The organism is Bacillus sp. ISL-18 (assembly GCF_018613415.1).
Taxonomy (GTDB): domain Bacteria; phylum Bacillota; class Bacilli; order Bacillales; family Cytobacillaceae; genus Neobacillus.
Genome location: NZ_JAGGQG010000039.1, coordinates 1 through 16704, shown reverse-complemented (window position 1 = coordinate 16704; position 16704 = coordinate 1). Strand labels below are relative to the sequence as shown.

Annotated in this window: 14 protein-coding genes and 2 pseudogenes; 13 read left to right on the top strand and 3 right to left on the bottom strand. The window is 33.9% G+C overall.

What is annotated here, in order from left to right; translation table 11 throughout:
* Nucleotides 1-400: 400 nt before the first annotated feature.
* Nucleotides 401-1072 carry a DUF421 domain-containing protein gene (locus J7E81_RS29955; protein ID WP_215047780.1) on the bottom strand — a complete coding sequence of 224 codons (672 nt, stop codon included), beginning with the start codon at nucleotides 1070-1072 and terminating at the stop codon, nucleotides 401-403.
* 499 nt (nucleotides 1073-1571) lie between these two features.
* On the opposite strand from J7E81_RS29955, the gene J7E81_RS29950 reads away from it, so the two are divergent.
* The 11 genes and pseudogenes from J7E81_RS29950 to J7E81_RS29915 all read left to right on the top strand — a co-directional run bounded on the left by J7E81_RS29950 (nucleotide 1572) and on the right by J7E81_RS29915 (nucleotide 10173).
* Entirely contained in the window at nucleotides 1572-1919 is a 348-nt protein-coding gene (locus J7E81_RS29950; protein ID WP_215047779.1) for a hypothetical protein, read from the top strand.
* Nucleotides 1920-2267: 348 nt separating this feature from the next.
* A complete protein-coding gene (locus J7E81_RS31485; RefSeq protein ID WP_374104122.1) occupies nucleotides 2268-2477 on the top strand; it encodes a CBO0543 family protein in 210 nt (69 codons plus the stop codon).
* A 334-nt stretch (nucleotides 2478-2811) separates the two neighbouring features.
* A complete protein-coding gene (locus J7E81_RS29945; RefSeq protein WP_215047778.1) occupies nucleotides 2812-4155 on the top strand; it encodes a spore germination protein in 1344 nt (447 codons plus the stop codon).
* 43 nt (nucleotides 4156-4198) lie between these two features.
* Nucleotides 4199-4582: a GerAB/ArcD/ProY family transporter gene (locus J7E81_RS29940; protein ID WP_215047777.1), complete on the top strand. Its 384-nt coding sequence runs from the start codon at nucleotides 4199-4201 to the stop codon at nucleotides 4580-4582.
* On the top strand, nucleotides 4579-5292 hold the full coding sequence (locus J7E81_RS29935; protein WP_215047776.1) for a hypothetical protein: 714 nt from the start codon (nucleotides 4579-4581) through the stop codon (nucleotides 5290-5292). Before J7E81_RS29940 ends, J7E81_RS29935 begins: the two co-directional genes overlap by 4 nt.
* On the top strand, nucleotides 5289-6284 hold the full coding sequence (locus tag J7E81_RS29930; RefSeq protein ID WP_215047775.1) for a Ger(x)C family spore germination protein: 996 nt from the start codon (nucleotides 5289-5291) through the stop codon (nucleotides 6282-6284). The genes J7E81_RS29935 and J7E81_RS29930 overlap by 4 nt, the downstream gene beginning before the upstream one ends.
* Nucleotides 6285-6828: 544 nt before the next feature.
* Nucleotides 6829-7204, top strand: a pseudogene (locus J7E81_RS30790) (ArsA-related P-loop ATPase); the annotation flags it as partial.
* Between the two features lie 24 nt (nucleotides 7205-7228).
* Complete coding sequence (locus tag J7E81_RS29925; RefSeq protein ID WP_215047774.1) at nucleotides 7229-7393, top strand: YetF domain-containing protein; 165 nt, start codon at nucleotides 7229-7231, stop codon at nucleotides 7391-7393.
* 248 nt (nucleotides 7394-7641) lie between these two features.
* Nucleotides 7642-8157 carry a CBO0543 family protein gene (locus J7E81_RS31480; protein WP_374104121.1) on the top strand — a complete coding sequence of 172 codons (516 nt, stop codon included), beginning with the start codon at nucleotides 7642-7644 and terminating at the stop codon, nucleotides 8155-8157.
* A gap of 165 nt (nucleotides 8158-8322) precedes the next feature.
* The gene (locus tag J7E81_RS29920) at nucleotides 8323-9738 is read left to right on the top strand and encodes a SulP family inorganic anion transporter (protein ID WP_374104123.1); all 1416 of its coding nucleotides are present in this window, start codon (nucleotides 8323-8325) and stop codon (nucleotides 9736-9738) included.
* A gap of 15 nt (nucleotides 9739-9753) precedes the next feature.
* Nucleotides 9754-10173: a universal stress protein gene (locus J7E81_RS29915; RefSeq protein ID WP_215047772.1), complete on the top strand. Its 420-nt coding sequence runs from the start codon at nucleotides 9754-9756 to the stop codon at nucleotides 10171-10173.
* 53 nt (nucleotides 10174-10226) lie between these two features.
* Here J7E81_RS29915 and J7E81_RS29910 read toward each other — a convergent pair whose 3' ends face one another.
* Nucleotides 10227-11468: an MFS transporter gene (locus J7E81_RS29910; protein ID WP_308162313.1), complete on the bottom strand. Its 1242-nt coding sequence runs from the start codon at nucleotides 11466-11468 to the stop codon at nucleotides 10227-10229.
* A 351-nt stretch (nucleotides 11469-11819) separates the two neighbouring features.
* Here J7E81_RS29910 and J7E81_RS29905 point away from each other — a divergent pair, with 351 nt between their 5' ends.
* Nucleotides 11820-13298: a SulP family inorganic anion transporter gene (locus J7E81_RS29905; protein ID WP_215047771.1), complete on the top strand. Its 1479-nt coding sequence runs from the start codon at nucleotides 11820-11822 to the stop codon at nucleotides 13296-13298.
* Nucleotides 13299-13431: 133 nt separating this feature from the next.
* A pseudogene (locus J7E81_RS29900) lies at nucleotides 13432-14582 on the top strand (cation:proton antiporter).
* Between the two features lie 63 nt (nucleotides 14583-14645).
* On the opposite strand, the gene rnjA reads toward J7E81_RS29900, so the two are convergent.
* On the bottom strand, nucleotides 14646-16310 hold the full coding sequence (rnjA, locus tag J7E81_RS29895) for a ribonuclease J1 (RefSeq protein WP_215047781.1): 1665 nt from the start codon (nucleotides 16308-16310) through the stop codon (nucleotides 14646-14648).
* Between the last annotated feature and the right edge of the window lie 394 nt (nucleotides 16311-16704).

Here is a 16704-nt window from a genome sequence, read left to right as displayed (position 1 = left end):
GTAAGATGGAACGCCTAATGCGATGAAAATCGCACGTTGGGTGTGGAGCTGGGGAAAAGATGGAGATTACATCAAAGTCTTACCTATTGCTATTAAAGTAATGGATGCTTTACTGAAACAAGAAATAAACTAAAAAGAGTCTCAATTATACAAGGTTTTTTACATACTTGTATAATTGAGGCTCTTTTTATAAACATAAAGCATACTGCCTTTTATTTTGCCAAAAACTGTTTGACTTCGTTTTAAAAGAGAATCATGTTCGTAGGGGTATTATGTCAAAAGACACTGGTTTTAATCTAATTTCCATTTAAGTTTGTCACTTAAATGAGCAGAAACTGTGTCATTTAACTAGACGGTCACAAATACTTAGTGTAACTGTTTGGTAAATTCACTTTACTGGTTACTTTGTATCATATTTAAACATCGGTCTATTCGTATAGAATAGGGTCTGCGATAGAGCAGCCCTATAATTAAAACTTGAAATAAATTTAATGTAATTGATTTGAAACATCTTTAGAAAATTTTTACCTAAAATCACTTCGTTAAATATGTTATCCATATTATTCGAATTAACTAACTGTGAGAAATTAGCTTTCAAAATCCGTTCTAAATCACCCATTGTGACTGGCCTAGCATGTGGCATCAAACAATAACCTAATTCTCCATTATTTTCGATCGTTCCAATTTGAACATCTTCTATGCGATTAATACCTGCCATTCTTAAACGTTTTTCCAAGTCATCCACAGAAATTCTTAATATTTTTAAGTTGTCTATCAAGAGTTGTCCTTCAGAAATTACAGGAATTGCTTCGCCTTTCAAGACCTTTTCTACCCCGTTCCAGCGTAGAGAAATCCATTCGGTTACTACCAGAAACCCAACAAAAGTAGCAGCAGCTAATATGGAGTTACCAATCCCCTTTCCAGCTACTTCTCCACCAAGTATAGTTCCCAATGAAATGATTATTGCCAATTGTGGGACGGTCATTTGTGAAATGGATTTTCTTCCTCCTAGTCTAAGGATGAATGTTCCAACAGATGCAAATAGAAGAGCTTCCCAAAAATATGTCCACATTTTTAATCCTCCAATTTTGAATTTATCTTATTTTTGTTTTATTTACATATAAAAATACCACAACCACTAAAAAGTAGAAGTTCTTGATTATTAAATATTCTACCTTAGTAGGCCTGAACTAATAAACAAAGAAGCGAAATCCAAGGATTAATCAAAAACACTAACAGTGACCATAATGAGTGGAACTTATTATGTGCAGTAAATAGAAGGGCATTAATCTCAATATTAAGACAAGTTTAATCAATTAAATCCATTCTATAAATTGTCGTTATTTGCTCTACTGTCATGATAATAATATGTTTGGAATATATGATTATAGGGGGATTCAACATGAGCTAAAAACAATTGATTTGGGACTTATGGCAGAACATCTGGATGTACATAAAGGAGTAATTAAAAAGTTAAAATCTTATTATTGTTCAGCAAAAATCCAACATTGAAACAGATATTATATGAACAAATTTTATTTATGAGCAACCACGTATGGGTTATGATAAATTTGATAGATCCATCACAAAATGCAACTGTTACAGTAGCAGCCTTAAATCAGCTGCAAGCGGTAGACATACCTTGTGGGAAAGTGGAACAACATGTAAGTGATAAAACCATTTCGTTTGAGGGAAGTCACATTGCTAAAACGATGTCTCAAGATAATTTTAATTCTGCCTTACGCATGAAGACAAGAAACGTTAAAGACATTCACCTACAAATGGCTCTCCAACAATTTAACCTAAAGGAACGATATGAGGAATTTATAAAAGGAATGGGTTGGAGCCATGAACCAAATGCATCAATACAGGAACAAAATAAAACAGTTAAAATATATAAAGATATGTACCATATTTAAAATCTTGTTATAGAGAATTTTAATAGGTGTTTTGACTAAAACAAAATTATAATTTTACATAAACTGAATTATGGGTATCTCGTTTTAGCAACTGTCTAATGATGGTTGCCTTTTTGTGATTCAAAAAAGGGTAGTGGTTATGCAAATAACTTTTGGGTAATTATAAAACCAAATCCAATTATTATTTAGGTAGGGATACTAATGAGCTCAACCAAAGGCATGCAAGAATCCTTTATTGAATTTCATAAAGCGTTCTGACACAGGGCGGCAGCTTGGAAACAAGAAGTTCTATTTACATGGGAATGGTGGCTAGAGATTGCATTAACCATAATACCATATGGTCTGTGGTTGATTTATAGAAAGAGAAATAGTTCGGATTGTATACTGTACGCAGGTCTTTTTGTAGGTGTAATATCGATAACAATAGATACTATAGGTGTTCAAACATCGCTATGGGACTATAAAAGACCCGTGACACCTGTAAGCCCATCACTCATTCCTTTTGACTTATCTCTATTGCCTATTTGTGTAATGTTCTTGATTAAATATTTTTACTAGTCGAAACCCATGGCTTATTGGTTTAATCTTTGGTTTGGTAGCTGCTTTTTTTGGGGAACCATTATTGAATGGATCGAAATCTACAATCCTATAATTTGGAAATCCATATTTTCGGTACCTTTCTATACCTGTATTTATTATTTGGCTCATAAATTAGCTTTTAGAAAGAAATTCAAATCCTTTGAATAGAAGAATTTAAAATGCATTGGATATTTTGCTAATGCATTTTTTGTTGTTTTTATCAATGTTAATACTCATACTTGCAATGCTTAATAATTTAAACAAAATAGGGAAAGAATATCCCTAAAAGATATTTACAAATGAGGTTAGCGTCATGTTTGGAAAACAAAATCAAGCAACACAAGTGAAAAGAGTGTTAGAAGAGAATTTTAAGGATACCGATGATTGTGTTTTCCGACAGGTTGATAATGGAGAAGAAGAATTTGAAATGATTTTTCTGAAAAGTGTGATTGATAATAATAAAATTCAAGAATTGCTTATCAAACCTTTTTTTGATATTGGAAAAATAGAGACTTTTGAAAAATATATTCAAAGCCTTCCCATTTTTAATCCCTATAAAGACGTAAAAGAAACAGTTAAAAGTTTGCTGCATGGAAGCATTGTTTTACTATTAAAAGATCAAGTTCTCCTGGTTGAGCTAAAAAAATCATCAAATAATAATGTCCTACCTGCAACAGTTGAAGCAACAATCTTAGGTCCACAAAATTCTTTAAGTGAGAACATAGAAGTCAATTTAAATTTATTAAGAAATCGTTACCATCAAAACACTCTTAAATATGAAAAACTTCAATTAATAGGTTCAAGAACTAATTTAGAGATAGCAATTTTATATGATTCTGAAGTTGTCCAATCTGAGACGTTACAGGAAGTTAAAAAAGAAATAAATCATGTTGACGTAAATATTGTCCAATCCACGGGAGAACTTTCTCGTATATTGATGAAACAGAAACATCTTTTGTTTCCCCGAATGATAACTACCGAAAGACCAGATCGAATAGCATACAATTTCTTACAGGGAAAAATTGTGATTTTACTTGAAGGAACGCCGTTTGCCCTATTAGGTCCAGCCTCTTTTTTTGACTTTATGAGTACTATGGAAGATTTTTATCAACCTTTTTGGGTTTCTAAGTTCTTAATTATACTGCGATATTTGGGGCTTTTTACTAGCTTAGTGTTACCAGCTGCTTATGTAGGCATCACTTCATATAACCCTGAAATATTTAGGGTACAATTTGCTTTATCAATAGCTGGAAGTAGAGCGAATGTGCCTTATCCATCCTTTATTGAGGTAGTGTTCATGCTCTTAACAATGGAGATGCTTATTGAAGCATCGATTCGTTTACCGAAAACTATCGGCCCAACAGCTACAACAGTTGGTGGCTTAATCTTAGGCCAAGCAGCTACTGAAGCAGGCTTAGTTTCTAATATAATGATTATCATTGTATCCGCAGTAGCAATAAGTAATTTTGTAATACCAATCAATGAAATGAGCTTAACAATTAGAGTCGCAAAGTATTTTTTACTCTTATTAACGACACTCACTGGGATCATTGGATTAATAGTAGGATGTCTTGGCTTACTTTTTTACGTTATAAGTTTAGATAGTTTAGGTCAGCCATTTTTAAAAGTAGTCTATTCTGAAAAGAAAAGACTTTAGACTAAAATTCATTTATTGAGTAAGAAGGGAGGAAGATGGGAAAGTGAATCGTTATTTTTATTATTTGATTATTGTCAATATGCTAATAAATGTTGTGGCGTATGTACCAAGATATTTAATTGAACAACGATTCAATGGAACGATTATGTCGATTCTTATTGCAGTAATCATTACAATTGTTTTTCTCTATGTTTATTGTAATACCCTGAATCAATTCCCTGGACTAGGACAACCAGAAATTATAAAAAGGTATACGTCAAAATGGTTTTCTGTACCTTTCTTATTTTTCGTGGGAATCCTTTTTTATGTATCTGGATGGTTTGTTTTATTAGCTTTTATCAATATTTCAAAAATGTTTATAAGCCCCGAAATGTCCTCATTTTTAATAAGTATACTGTTTTTAGTACTAGTTGGCACTGGTTCGTGATGAACTCTGAACGACTTTTATATGCTTTGGAAATTGTCATTTTATTCAGTATTCCCTTAATTATGATTATTTTTTTTAAGTCTATTTTTAATCCCTATTTTAAGTGGGATGGTATAAAAATTGTATTTACTCATTTTCAAGAAAAACCATCTTTCACAGGTATTGGCACTGCATCCTATTCTTTGCTTGGATATTATTATTTAGGTATCTTTAATAGGTTATTTAAGAAGAAAGTAAAACCTTTAAAATTATATCAAGCGATTGGAATAGGAATTGTTGGTATAATGAATTTATTTACATCTGTATTCATACCTCTTGGCTTGAATGGGATTGATACCATTGATAATTATACATTTCCTTGGATTGCAACTGCAGACTCTATGCATATGGAATTTGGATTCATTGAACGAGTCCTTTTTTTATTTTTATTATTATATATTGGCATGGCTCTAGTTGGGGTAACCATCTCTTGGCATGTAAGTTTAGAGTATTTTAAAAGTTGTACGCCTCAAATTAATTGGAAAAATATAAATGTGGTCCAATATTTTTATGTTCTTTTATTTATTACAATTATCCTTATCTGTGGTATTTTTTTGGATGAAACAGATGTTTATTATGTAACAAAGTTATATTTTTCTTTATTGGTATTTGTAAATGTTTTTGTAACAGCACTTATGTTTTGGATTAAAAGGAGGGCAAAAGTCAAATGAAGATTATTATTTTGCTATCCGTGATATGTATGAATTGTATTTTATGTGGATTTGAAACGGGTTTTAAAGATATAGATAAACGGGCTTTTGTGGTTGCTGTCGGAGTAGACAAACCCAAAGAAGGAAAAAACGAGTACAGTGTTAGTTTGAAGATTGCTATTCCAAGTTCGGATGCATCAACTCAAGATAAGTCATATGTTATAACTGAAGAGGCAAAATCGATTACCGAAGCTATAAGAGTCTTAAAATCCAAAACAGATAGGGAATTGGATTTTGGACATACCAAAGTTATTATTTTTGGAAGTGACGTTGTAAAAAAAGATCTTCGCAAAGTTATGGATTGGTTTATGAGGAGAAGAGATGTACAAAAAGTCGCTTATGTTGCAATCGGAAAACCATACGCAAAAACAGTTTTACAAGTTAAACCGAAAGATGAAAATATCCCTGCAAATTCTCTGTTCCTTTATTTTGGGGATGCGGGTACAGAAACTCCTTATATCTCTACCAACTATCTTTTCAATTTTTACAGGAGTATCTGTGATCGAGGAATTGATGGGTACCTTCCTATAATAGATGTTCATAATAATAGTTTTTTTATTAATACGGTCTCAGTCTTTAAAGGAAATAAAGAAGCTTTAATCTTATCTCAAGATGAGACAAAGACTTTTAATGCTATTCAAAGTAATAATAAAAAGTTAGATATAAAAGTTAAAAAAGGAAGTTTATCATTTATGGTAACAACACAAATGTTCAAAAGTGATTTTTCAATGAAAGAATCTAAAAAGAATAAGCCAGTGATACAATTAAAAACAAAAATCAAAGGAACAGTGGAAGAGTCAACAGACACTCTTGATGATAAACAGCTTGAAAAATACGGAAAGTTAGCTTCAAAATCCTCTGAAAATAGAATAAGAAATTTATTAACCAAATTTAAGGATAATGGGGTTGATCCATTTGGATTCGGGCTAATGTATAGAGAGCTTCAAGAGTAGGATCTGAGGATCAAAAATGGGAGAATTGGAAAAGAATTTATCCTGACATTCAATTTAATATTGAAGTTGTAACAGACATAAGGGGAACAGGGATTATTAAATAAGAAAAATGAAGAAATCTAGGAAAAATTATTAGATCTGTACTATAGAGTTCTTCCAAACGAAACTCCTATCTGAAAAAAGTTTGATAGGAGTACATTATTTAACAAATAAATCTACAGATTACCCGTTAACATATAAAAGCAAAATTGTACTTAAGAAGTCCAATTCTAAGTATCAAGGTAACAAGCGATCGCACGAATGGATAAAGGTGATTAATTATAAATATGCCGATGTCTATAAAAAAGGGTTAAGGAATGATGATTTTGGCCTTCTATTGAGCATTTATGAAGGGAATAAACTCTTGTCTGTTTCCATCGTGGAAATTGTCTATAAATTCAATTTCTCCATACATGGCTCTATAAAATGCCAACCTCTTAATTTCTTGGCCGTGCAGTTTAGCAGTATAATCTTTTAAACCAACTGTAATGCAATTGAGAATTATGCTGCTCAGTCTTATCACAAAAAATTGGCCCGTTCAACGGGTGAAATACCTGAGAGCATGAAAACCTTATTGCCACGGTTAAGAAATCCTAAAGAAACTAGTGTGGTCATCGTAACTAGCAGAAGCTACGCCAGTTTTAGAAGCTAGTCGATTACAGGAAGATTTAAAAGGTGCAGATATAACCCCTAAATGGTGGGTCATTAACTAGAGCCTTTACGCCACTGAAACTAAAGATCCTGTATTATGGGGAAGAGCAGAAGCTGAAAAAGGTTGGATTAACAAAGTGACCACCGAATTAGCAGAAAAATGTGCAATAGTCCCTTTAATGAGTGAAGAGAACAAAGGATACAAACAGTTAAAAAAATTTATTGATTGATAACAGAGGGGAAACGTATGTAAAATGTCGATATTCGTGATTTCCTATGGAAAACTACTAGTGGATAATTTAAGAACACTTCGAGTTAATGTGGATGAATTGGAAAAACGTTTACGAATGTCAGGTATTAGTACGAAGATGTTCAAATTGGGACAATCGAGAATAATGGCGAATTGGGATATAAATTAATGCCTCATGCTAGGCCAGTTACAATAGGAGACTTAAAAAAGATAATAAACGAAAATTTTCCTCAAATTAATATGCCTCACTCTGTTAAAAATAACATTTTTAAAGAAGTAAATTCAAATTCAAAAGAAGTCCCTAATCGGGTTCATTAAATAATAAACACAAAATAGGGGAATATAAAACAATATTTGTTGGAAATTTAATATTTGGATACTGAATACTTAAATTTAAATTATAGAAGGTATTTAATTATGTTTCATATAACAGAAAGCTTACTTTGGATTGCAGTTGTGGTAGTAATGGGATATTGGAAAAACTTGCGTTTGTATCATAGTACAATCCTTTACGTTCTATGTTGTGACTTATTATATAACTTTCTAACCTATAATTTTCCGTTATGGGAATATACAGATAATAATATATTTTTTCATAATCACACCATACATAATTTATATGTTTTGTTTTTACTTTACCCTAGTATAGTATTAGTATATTTAAGTACATTTCCTAAAAAGATGATTGGCAAGATTATTCATGTAATATCGTTTGCTGTTTATTGGTTTATCATTGAATACATAACCTTAAAATTAGGTGTCATAAGGCATGAAAATGGTTGGACGTTACTGTATGCTTTTCCATACGATATAATAGCCTTTTTCTTTATAGGATTACACTCCAAAAAACCATTGCAAACTTACTTATTATCGATAATTGCTACTGTATTTTTTCTATGGTTTTTCCATGTCCCAGTAATAAATGGAAAGTAATATTGAAAAAGGTTAATTGTAACATTTAAACAGATTATGTGCTTTAATTTCTGAATTAGAAGGGTATGTTATTTGTATGTAAACTATATAACATTATATTTTAAGAGGTTTTACGTATGGGGAGGTAATTTCTTGGATCAACTATCTTATAAACAGTCATGGTTTATGAATGTGAAAGGAGATATACTTTCGGGAATAGTAGTTGCACTTGCATTGATTCCTGAAGCCATTGCTTTTTCCATAATAGCTGGGGTGAATCCGATGGTTGGACTTTATGCATCCTTTACTATTGCAGTGGTTATTTCTTTTGTAGGTGGAAGACCTGGAATGATTTCTGCTGCTACGGGGGCCATGGCCTTGGTTTTTATAGATTTAGTAAAAGATCATGGTCTACAATATCTATTAGCTGCCACCATCTTATGCGGTGTCTTTCAAATTATCTTTGGAATGTTAAAATTGGCAAGATATACGAAATTCATCCCACGATCAGTTATGGTTGGTTTTGTTAACGCCTTAGCTATTTTGATTTTTATGGCTCAATTGCAACACTTTGTGGGAGAAACTTGGATTATTTATGTATTAGTCGGAGCGACTTTAGCCATTATTTATTTGTTTCCATATATCACTAGGGTGATTCCCTCTACCCTTGTAGCGATAGTAGCAATTACAGCTTTATTAATTTTTATGAAGATCGATGTGAGAACAGTAGGGGATATGGGAGCCATTACACAAACATTACCAACATTTTTGATACCTCAAATCCCAATCACATGGGATACTTTAGTGATTATTCTACCTTATTCGCTGGCACTTGCTGTTGTCGGTTTAATAGAATCGCTTTTAACAGCCTCTATTGTCGATGATATGACGGATTCAGGAAGTAATAAAAATGCTGAATGTAGAGGTCAGGGAATTGCCAATATTGTGGCTGGGTTTTTTGGAGGAATGGCTGGGTGTGCAATGATTGGCCAATCTGTCATTAATGTTAAGTCAGGTGGAAGGGGCCGGTTTTCGACTTTTATTGCAGGTGTCTTTTTGATGTTTTTAATTGTGGTTTTGGGGAAAATCGTTGTACAGATTCCGATGGCCGCATTGGCTGGAGTCATGATTATGGTATCCATTAGTACTTTTGATTGGAATTCTATACGAACACTTCACATACTTCCAAGAAGTGATGCGATCGTGATGATTGTTACTGTCCTTTCAGTTGTTTTGACAGATAATCTAGCTATCGGTGTTATTGCAGGTATTTTACTTAGTGCCATCTTCTTTGTGTCTAAGATTTCTAAAATCAGTGTAAAAAGTGAAAAGGAAGGGAATAAAAGAACATATCTTGTTAATGGGGAACTATTTTTTGCATCTGTAACGGAGCTTTTAACAAAATTTGATTACAAGGAAAATATCAGAATTGTTGAGATAAATTTAAGCCGTTCCCATGTATGGGATGACTCAGCAGTGGCAGCAGTCGATAAGATTGTTTCAAAATTTGAAGAAAATAATATTATGGTAAATGTAACAGGATTAAACGAGGACAGTACAGAATTAGTAAATAAACTGGCCAATAAACTGGGAACACATTAAGGGAGGTTATGGGGAGTGTACAAAAAAATTGCCTTAGCGACAGATGGTTCAGAACACTCAGAAAGAGCAGCAGAAAATGCGATCAATATCGCTAAATGCAGTCCAAATTCCAAAATCGAGGTCTTATATGTTGTTGATCCAGATAGAGTGAAATCTGATGTGCTTAGTAATTGGAATTCAGCAGATATTGGTGACAGTCGTAAAGGTCGAATGAGGGAAGTAGAAAGAATGGCAGAAGAATCGGGTGTCTCTTATGAGATTAAGATTTTACATGGCGAGCCTGGTCCTGTTATTGTTGATTATGTTAATAAAAATAAGTTTGAAATTGTTATCATTGGAAGCAGAGGACTTAATGTGCTTCAAGAATTTGTTTTAGGGAGTGTTAGTCATAAAGTGGCTAAACGTGCAAATTGTCCCGTATTGATAGTTAAATAAACAAAGTAAAAACAGAATGGTTACAATACCATTCTGTTTTTAACTTTTTTAACCTAATTGACCTTTGCAGCATTCTTAATAAACAACTTCTGTTTATCAGGTTTCTTTGCGATAGCTGCACTTACGAGCCCGATCATTGGAAAGAACATTAGTAAAAGTAAACTTTCGTTGTAACTTTGGAATTTGTCAAAACCTATTCCTAATGGCAAAGGTCCACATGCAGAACCAATAACCATTACCATCATCGCAACGCCGCTAATACTTCCGAGATATTTTCTGCCAAAATAATTGGACCAAACAATATTAAGCGTAATTCGTTCAATTCCACCGCCGATTCCCCATAAAACCCCGAATAGTATTCCTAAAGTGGCACTATTCACTTTTGTTAACAAAAATAAAGTCAGAACTTCTAAAACAAAAACGAAGATTAACAATCGATTGGTACTTACTCTTTCTAATATAAACCCTGATATAAACGAAATTGGGAAGCCTATAATAGCCATTAAACTTAAAACGGTAGCCGCCAGTTGCGGTGATAATTGATTCTGGCCGAAAATGGACAATAAGTGAAAAGTTATCCCTGTATTAACGAGTGCAGGAATACCGACACAAATTAATATCGCCCAAAAAGTCCTAGTCCTCATGGCTTCTTGTAATGTCCAATCATCATCTTGAACGGTCATGGTTTTATCGCTGTGATTATTATTTTTAGGAACAATGATCGGTTTTCCGTCAGGGTGCAAGCCAATATCTTCTGGACGATTACGTACGACAAAAAAAGCTAGAGGTGCAAATAGAACGATTAATAACACTCCCCATATTTGCCAAGTCGTTTGCCAGCTCGTTATTTTAATTAGCCACGCATTGGCGACTGGGAAAAATGCCGCACTTGCAACACCACCTAATGCCATAAAACTCATGGCACGACCACGCTTTTGAATAAACCATTGGGGAACAAGCGTATTTGGAATAAGTGTCATGCTTCCTTGTCCGAATAATCGAATTAAAAAGAATCCAATTGCCATCATCCATGTATTAACGACAAAGCTATTAAAAAAACATGCCAACCCAAGTAATAGGCTAACAATCACCATCATTTTTCTTTGGCCCAACTTATCCACCAAGCGACCCATGAACATCATAAGTATACCTGAACATAATGTGGCAAAAGAATAAAGACTAGAGATTTCCGAACGAGTCCATCCAAAACTTTTTATGTATTCATCAATAAAAACAGAATTGGAATATGTCTGACCAGGACCAGAAAAAAAACTACCTAGTCCAGCTATACACACGATTACCCATCCATAAAAAAACGTATGCCTCTTATTTCGCTAATCAAATGATAGCCACTCCCTTCCTTACAAAAATCACAATTCCCAACTAATAATATCAAGTTACTCAATTGGATTATACTACAAACCAAAGGTCCCTATATCTTCCAAAAAAATCTTTCAACTTTAGAAGTTATCTCGAAAAAGAAAGAAAAACATCGTATGACAAAGGAAATGACTCTTGTGCCCGCTTTCATGGCATTTCACAAATTGGTCACAATCCTTTATAATTTATTTTGTTAACAACGGACCCGACTTTCATGAGAGTTGAAAGTCAATAAAAAAACAAAAGAAAAGGGAGAGGTGCTAAGTTTGAATTTAAGTACAATTAAATATTCTTGGCTTGGAAACGTCAAGGGAGATGTGTTAGCAGGGATTGTTGTTGCTCTTGCTTTAATTCCAGAAGCAATTGCATTCTCAATCATTGCAGGTGTTGATCCAATGGTGGGATTGTACGCTTCCTTCTGTATTGCCGTTACGATTGCTTTTGTGGGTGGAAGACCTGGGATGATCTCAGCTGCCACGGGTGCAACTGCTTTATTAATGGTGACATTGGTTAAAGACCACGGCTTGCAATATTTACTGGCTGCAACTATCCTAACTGGTGTTTTACAAATAATCATGGGAGCTTTAAAACTAGGTCGTTTGATGAAATTTGTCCCTAGATCCGTAATGACTGGATTTGTTAATGCCCTTGCGATATTAATCTTTTCAGCTCAATTAGTCCAATTTAAAGGGGCATCTTGGCAAATGTATGCCATGGTAGCAGGAGCACTTGCCATTATCTACATCTTACCTCGTTTTACTAAAGCTGTACCTTCACCATTAGTTGCGATTATTGTTATGACAGCAATCTCAATATTTACGGGAAGTGATGTTCGTACAGTTGGGGACATGGGTGAATTGACTTCAAAATTACCTATATTTTTAATTCCTGACATTCCGTTTAACTTTGAGACATTGCAAATCATTTTTCCTTATTCCTTGTCTATTGCTATGGTAGGACTAGTGGAAACACTTTTAACTGCCTCTATTGTAGATGACATGACAGATACAGAAAGTGATAAAAATAAGGAAGCACGTGGTCAGGGTATCGCTAATATCGTCTCAGGATTATTTGGCGGTATGGCTGGATGTGCGATGATTGGTCAGTCTGTCATCAATGTTAAATCTGGTGGTAGAGGACGTTTATCTACATTTGTTGCAGGTGCTTTTTTATTGACACTAATCATGTTGCTTAAAGGGTTCCTGGTACAAATTCCAATGGCAGCCTTAGTCGGAGTTATGTTCATGGTTTCAATTGGAACATTTGATTGGTCCTGCCTTAAATCATTAAAAAAGGTACCAGTTACTGATACGATTGTTATGATTGTGACTGTTATTACAGTGGTTAAAACTGATAACTTATCCATGGGAGTTTTAGTTGGAGTTATTCTAAGTGCCATTTTCTTTGCAGCAAAGATTTCGAAGGTAACTGTAACAAGTCTTTCTTCTAAAGGATCACATAAAAAGATATATCATGTATCTGGACAACTCTTCTTTGCTTCTGTAACAGACTTTGTTAACAGCTTTGATTATAAAGAAGCTGTTAATGAGATTGATATAGATTTGTCCAATGCTCACCTTTGGGATGATTCTGCTGTAGGTGCCATTGATAAAGTGGTCATCAAATATCATCAAAATGGTGTCAAAGTGAATCTAAAAGGTTTAAATACTGAAAGCAATAAACTAATTGACAAAATAGCAGTTCATAACAAGCCAGGTGGGCTTGAGAAAGTTGCTAGTCACTAATATAACTTAAATAATTTTTTATTTTTAAATTGGAGGAGCCTGTCACAAGGGTATTTTATACCCTTGTGACAGGTTTTTTTGTATTTATTTATGTTATATACAAATTCTAGTAAGAGGGAAGGCGGTAGTAAAAGTGTTAATACTTCAATTAGCTATTATTTTAATTGCATCTAAATTAGCTGGGAGTTTAAGTGTAAGGTTGGGGCAACCATCAGTCCTCGGAAAACTCCTTATTGGAATTGTACTCGGACCATCAGTATTAGGCTTGGTAACAGAAACAGAAACCTTAGCAGAATTCAGTCAGATCGGTGTTATACTTTTGATGTTTATAGCTGGGTTAGAAACGGATATTGATGAATTTAAGCGGACTGGAAAAGCATCAACTTTTGTAGGATTCGGGGTATTGTCGTTCCACTTGTTTTAGGGTATTTTGCGGGAATGATGTTAAATCTTACATCCATACAATCCTGGTTTTTAGGATTATTGCTTTCTGCAACAAGTGTAAGTATCTCCGTTCAAGCATTGAAAGAGATGGGGCAATTAAAAACTCCTGAAGGAGCTACAATTTTAGGGGCAGCTGTTATTGATGATGTGGTAGTAGTTATCGGTTTGGCGTTTTTAATGAGTTTTGCAGGTGGGGATGTCAATTTAACGACAGTTATTCTTAAGAAATTTTTATTTTTTGCTGGAGCCATTATTGTTAGTTGGAAAGTTGTGCCCTTGTTTATGAAAAGATTCGCCATTTTGAAGGTAACGGAAACTGTCGTTTCATCTGCTTTAATAATCTGTTTTATTTTTGCATACTTAGCAGAGTATACAGGTGTCGCTGCAATTATTGGAGCGTATATTGCTGGTGTAGCTATAAGCTTAACTGACTTTAAGCACGAGGTATTCGAAAAGATAGAAACGATTAGTTACTCGATATTTGTCCCTGTATTTTTTACATCAATTGGAATTACTGCTCATTTTGAAGGTATTAAAGAAAATCTAATTCTAATTGTTATATTAAGCATTTTGGCTATTTTGACTAAACTTATTGGTGCGTCCATTGGTGCGAAGGCTGCTAGGTTCTCTTGGAAGAGTTCGTTCGGCATTGGGGCAGCTATGGTATCTCGTGGTGAAGTTGCATTAATCATTGCAGCTATTGGTTTAGAATCAAAACTGTTGAGTCAAGAAATGTTTGCAGTAATTGTTGTTGTCGTTCTTGTAACAACGATTGTTACTCCTCCTATGATGAAGTTGTTTTTTAATAAGAATTCACAAAAAGAGCTGTCCAATAACTAATATGACAAAAACACGCTGAATTTTTCAGCGTGCTTTTTTACATTCCAACATTACATGACATTACTAATTGACATCCATAATTACTGGAAGGATCATAGGTCGTCTTCCAGTTTCTTTATAAATTAACGGCTCAACATAATTTAATATTTCCTTTTTTATGTTTCCCCACTGAAGTCTTTCTGCTTCAAGAGATGTTATAGTAGCTGTGTGTGCGGCATCCTTAATTTTTCCTAATAATTCTTCAGATTCTCTCATAAAGACAAATCCTCTTGTAATAATTTCAGGTCCCCTAATAATAGTCTTATTCTTAAAGTCAATGGCTATAACCGCCATTAAAATACCTGATTCTGATAGTTTTTTACGATCCCTAAGTACAATCTCCCCAATATCACCTATTCCTTCACCATCAACGTAAACTGGATCTGCTGGGACACTGCCAGTCAATTTGGCAGTCGTTTCATTGACTTCGAGTATATGCCCATTATCCATTATAAATGAATTGCTAAAAGGTACATCGCATTCCTGTGCTAATTCTACATGTTTTTTTAACATACGGTATTCCCCGTGAATGGGTACAAAAAACTTAGGCTTCATCAAGCGAAGCATAAGTTTTAGTTCTTCTTGTGCACCGTGACCTGATGTATGAATATCAGTGAGCTTGTGATGAATTACATTCGCACCAGCACGACTTAATTGGTCAATAATTTTGTTGATACTAGTTGTGTTACCTGGTATAGGGGAGGATGAAAAAATCACAGTATCTTTTTTCTTTACTGATAGTCTGGGGTGTCTTTTATTTGCAATTCTTGATAAAGCAGCAAAAGGTTCACCCTGGCTTCCCGTGCAGATAACCAGTATTTGATCATCAGGATATTGGTTAATTTTAGTTTCATCAATCAATGTGTTATCTGGAATGGTTAGATAGCCAAGCTCTTGGCCTATCCTAACTGCTTTTACAAGACTTCTTCCAAGGACAGCAATTTTTCGTTTATTAATAATTGCGGCATCAATGGCTTGTTTAAATCGATACATATTAGAGGCAAAGGTAGCAAATATGATCCGCCCAGAAATTTTATTAAAAAGGTCGTGAATCGTTTCGCTAATCTTTCTTTCAGACATTGAAAATCCAGGTATTTCACTGTTTGTACTATCTGAAAGCAGGCAGATAACTCCTTCATTACCGATAGCAGCCATTTTAGAAATGTTTGATGGATGACCTAAAGGAGTTAAATCAAACTTAAAATCTCCTGTATGAACGACATTACCTTTCGGAGTTTTTACAACAATACCGTAAGAATCAGGTATGCTATGGGTTGTTCTAAAAAAATCTACTGCAACAATCATAAAAGCAATAGTTTTATCTTCTTCGATTTCATATAGTCTCGCTTTATCCAATAAGCCATGTTCTTTTAGCTTTTCTTTTATTAATTCAATAGCCAATTTTCCTGCATAGATGGGGATGTTTATTTCCTTTAATAAAAAGGGGATACCACCAATATGATCTTCATGACCATGTGTAACGAATAAACCTTTTATTTTATCCTCATTTTCAATCAAATAAGAATAATCTGGGATGACGTAATCAATGCCAAACAACTCATCTCCAGGGAATTTAAAACCTGCGTCCACCAGAATAATTTCATTTTGGTATTGAATAACATAAGTATTCTTACCGATTTCACCTAAACCACCTAGTGCAAAAATTTCAATGTTATTATTTTTTAAAATCGATTAACCCACTCCGTTCATAATAAACTGTTACTTTAATTCTAACACAGAATTGGGTCTTGCTAAATTTCTTCTATACGTATATTTTTTAATAATAATCCTAATGTGAATAAATTCACTTAAACTAACGGGTGCGATTGTTCAATAAGAGCAATCGCTCTTCTTGTTCCGCTAACGGGGCAGCATTCCTGTAATGAAAGAAAATGGAGTTTGAACAAAAAAATAACCTCTTGGTAGAATGAGAGAGTCCCGACGCTGGCCAGCAAAAAGGACAAATCTCTAAAAAACCAGGAGGCTTTAAAATGAATTATAACCAGAATAAGAAAATAGCTCAAATTACTTCTCAAACTCTTATTGTAGGAGTTGATATTGCGAAGTTCAAGCATGTGGCACG